Below are 3,781 nucleotides of genomic sequence, written 5' to 3' on the forward strand. Positions count from 1 at the left end.
ACGTCGGTCAGCGAGGCATCGATCTTCTTGGACACGAGCCGCGGGTAGTTGCGCAGGGAACGGTTGCAGGCGGCCGAGTTGCCGTCGGTCTGGGCGAGGTCGGGACCCGCTGTGTAGGAGTCTCCGAGCGCCACGTACTGAGGGCCCGCGGCAGATGCGGCGTCATTCTTCACGGACGTGGCGGAACCGGACGAGCAGGCGGCACAGGCGAGCGCGAGGGCGAGTGCGAGAGCGACCCTGGGACGAGCAACGTGGGGACGAGCCATGTGCGGACGAGCCATGTGCGGATGAGTGATGATTCGATGCATCAAGGAACCGTAGACCCAGCGCGGGTCAGCGACGTGCTGTCCGTGACACGGCCGTCGGTCGACCACTGCCCACAGACTCACGGCTTCTTGGCGGAGGCCCAGCCCTGCGCCAGCAGGGCGACGCCCATGCCGGCGGAGCCGAGGTCCCGCACGCCCGCGGCGAGCACCTGGACGACGCCCGGCAGCCCCTCGGACACCGCTACCAGGATCACCCCCACGATCAACGTTGTTCCGGTCCAGCGCGGCAGCACCCCGGCCATGACAGCGGCGCCACCGAAGGCCGTGCCGGCCACCACCATGACCGCGCCGTGGATCAGGATCCACGGTCCGAAGTCGCCGACCAGTGCATCCCAGTCCGCGGCTCTGTCGACGAGCGCGATCGTGACCGTGCCGGTGAAGAAGATGTACGCATAGGCATAGCCCACTGCGCCCCACAGGCCGACCACACCGATCTGCGGCCGTTGCACCGCGTACAGACCGAGGACGAACAGCGGGATCGCCGCCTCGGCCAGATAGGTGAGCACCAGCTGCGGGCCGGAGAAGCCACCCCCGACAAGCTCCCACACGTCGGAGACGAAGTAGAGGACCGAGAAGCCCAGTGCCGACGCGCCGATCACGAGGTGCAGCCGGCTCCGCGTGAGCCGGTCGTCGACCACAGTGCTAGCCACGAGCGTCGACGTTCGTGCCGATCGTACGCAGCACGGCGCGCATGATGTAGGCCGCGAAAGGGCGGATCAACCACCAGTAGCGAAACATGTGCGCCCGGGACGACGCGTCGGTCGTCGCAGTGCGGCACTCGTACGTCAGCACCGAGCGACCGGGCCCGTCAGGTCGTACGAGCAGATCGCAGGCGATCTTGCCCCACCCGGGCACCGCGAAGGCCGCGAACTCACTGGCCGAAAGGTCCCGCCACCGGATGTCCGGCTCCCAGAACGTGCCGACAGCGCCGAACGCCACCTCACTCCCGGGGACCTCGCCCAGGATCGTCCATCCCGGCAGGGCCCCGGGGTCACAGGCAAGTCTCAGGGTCGCGGGTGTGTCGACCGTACGCCCGAGCAGCCGGCTCGGCATCGTGCGGAGCGTCATCAGGGCCGTCACGAGCCCAGCATCGGTGCGCATGAAGTCGAAGTTCTTCGCGGCGTCGAAGACGACCTGCGGGTCGGCGTCGATGACGAGGTGCTCGGTGATCACGACGTCGTAGACCGGCAGGTGCGTGTCGAGGAGACCACGCGCTGCGGTGTGAGCCTGTGCCGAGGCAGGTCCGGAGGTGGCTGTGGTCTGTGTGTCGGTCATCGGTGTGCCAGCCCGTCTGAGGTGTGGGGAGCGCCGGAGAGCGGCGCCTGCGCGAGATGTCCAGTCCACCCCGTGCCGCGGCAGCCCGATAGTGGCCGTCCGCCTGTGACGTGAGGTCGTTGGGCCCTGTTGCGCCGGCATGGGACGTCAGCCGCCTGGCGACGGATCGGTTTTGGGAGATGGCAGGACCTTTGCCACTGCCGAGGCTGGCGCGACGATGACACGCTCCGGTCAAGGACGGCCCGACCATGGCGAGGAGCTGCACATGCCCCACACGACACCCATTCCCGACCGGACGCTCGGACGACACGAGCTCGAGCTGATCGACGCCTACTGGCGTGCCGCGAACTACCTCTCGGTGGGCCAGATCTACCTGATGGACAACCCGCTGCTGCGGGAGCCGCTGCTGGCCGAGCACGTCAAGCCGAGGCTGCTGGGCCACTGGGGCACGACCCCCGGCCTCAACCTTCTCTACGCCCACATGAACCGCGTGATCACCGCCCGCGACCTGAACGTGCTGTACGTCGCCGGGCCGGGACACGGCGGTCCTGGCCTGGTGGCGAACGCCTACCTCGACGGGACCTACTCCGAGGTCTACCCGTCCGTCGCGCAGGACGAGGACGGCATCCGGGCGCTGTTCCGGCAGTTCTCCTTCCCCGGCGGCATCCCCAGCCACGTGGCACCGGAGACGCCCGGCTCGATCCACGAGGGGGGCGAGCTGGGCTACGCGCTCGTGCACGCGTATGGCGCGGCCTTCGACAACCCAGATCTGCTGGTGATGTGCGTGATCGGTGACGGCGAGGCCGAGACGGGCCCGCTCGCCGCGAGCTGGCACTCCAACAAGTTCCTCAACCCGGTGACCGATGGTGCTGTGCTGCCGGTGCTGCACCTGAACGGCTACAAGATCGCCAACCCGACCGTGCTGTCGCGCATCCCCCAGCAGGAGCTCGAGTCGCTGCTGCGTGGCTATGGTCACGATCCGATCTTCGTCATCGGCGACGATCCCGCCGACGTCCACGAGCAGCTGGCCACCGCACTGGACCGGGCGGCCGACCAGATCGCCGCGATCCAGATCGAGGCGCGCGACGGCATCGCCGGTGAGCGGCCCTGCTGGCCGATGATCGTTTTGCGGACGCCCAAGGGGTGGACCGGGCCCAAGATCGTCGACGGCCTCGCGGTCGAAGGCACCTGGCGGTCGCACCAGGTGCCGCTCTCGGAGACACGCAGCAACCCGGAGCACCGCGCACTCCTCGAGCAGTGGATGCGCAGCTATCGTCCCGAAGAGCTCTTCGACGACGACGGCCGCCTCGTCCCCGAGCTGCAGGGCCTCGCACCCGTCGCGAGCCGGCGCATGAGCGCCAACCCCCACGCCAACGGCGGCCTGCTTGAGCGAGACCTGGTGATGCCCGACTTCCGCGACCACGCGGTCGCGGTCGAGCGTCCGGCCTCCGGCCACAGCGAGGCCACACGGGTGCTCGGCAACCTCCTCGCCGGCGTGATGACCCGCAATCCCGACCGGTTCCGTGTCATGGGACCGGATGAGACCGCGTCCAACCGGCTCTCGGGAGTCTTCGAGGCGACCGATCGTGCGTGGGACGCGATCACCGTGCCGGGCGACGACCACCTCGCACCCGACGGCCGGGTCATGGAGGTGCTGTCGGAACACCTGTGCCAAGGATGGCTCGAGGGCTACCTGCTGACGGGGCGACACGGCATCTTCAACTGCTACGAGGCCTTCATCCACATCATCGACTCGATGTTCAACCAGCACGCGAAGTGGCTCAAGTCGACCCGCCGGATCCCGTGGCGCGCCCCCATCCCCTCTCTCAACTACCTGCTCTCCTCGCACGTCTGGCGGCAGGACAACAACGGCTTCTCGCACCAGGACCCGGGCTTCCTCGACCACGTGATCAACAAGAAGGCCGAGGTGGTCCGGGTCTATCTGCCGCCGGACACCAACACGCTCCTCTCTGTCACCGATCACTGCCTGCGGAGCCACGACTACGTCAACGTCATCATCGCCGGCAAGCAGCCTGCGTTGACCTACCTGACGATCGACGAGGCCATCGCGCACTGCACCCGCGGTCTCGGCATCTGGCCGTGGGCCAGCAACGAGGGCGACGAACCCGACGTGGTCATCGCATGCTGCGGCGACATTCCAACGCTCGAGGCGGCCGCGG

Annotated in this window: 3 protein-coding genes and 1 pseudogene; 1 reads left to right on the top strand and 3 read right to left on the bottom strand. The window is 68.3% G+C overall.

The genetic code is table 11. The features are described from left to right. The 3 genes and pseudogenes from H7290_RS08235 to H7290_RS08245 all read right to left on the bottom strand — a co-directional run. Positions 1 to 308, bottom strand: a pseudogene (locus H7290_RS08235) (hypothetical protein); the annotation flags it as partial. Between the two features lie 77 nt (positions 309 to 385). Beyond that, complete coding sequence (locus H7290_RS08240) at positions 386 to 976, bottom strand: hypothetical protein (RefSeq protein WP_290513537.1); 591 nt, start codon at positions 974 to 976, stop codon at positions 386 to 388. Next, a complete protein-coding gene (locus tag H7290_RS08245) occupies positions 969 to 1,601 on the bottom strand; it encodes a hypothetical protein (protein WP_290513538.1) in 633 nt (210 codons plus the stop codon). Before H7290_RS08245 ends, H7290_RS08240 begins: the two co-directional genes overlap by 8 nt. A 265-nt stretch (positions 1,602 to 1,866) precedes the next feature. Here H7290_RS08245 and H7290_RS08250 point away from each other — a divergent pair. Next, a partial coding sequence (locus tag H7290_RS08250; RefSeq protein WP_290513539.1) for a phosphoketolase occupies positions 1,867 to 3,781 on the top strand: 1,915 nt, incomplete at its 3' end.

Origin of the sequence: Aeromicrobium sp., from assembly GCF_014378035.1 — a bacterium.
GTDB lineage: Bacteria > Actinomycetota > Actinomycetes > Propionibacteriales > Nocardioidaceae > Aeromicrobium.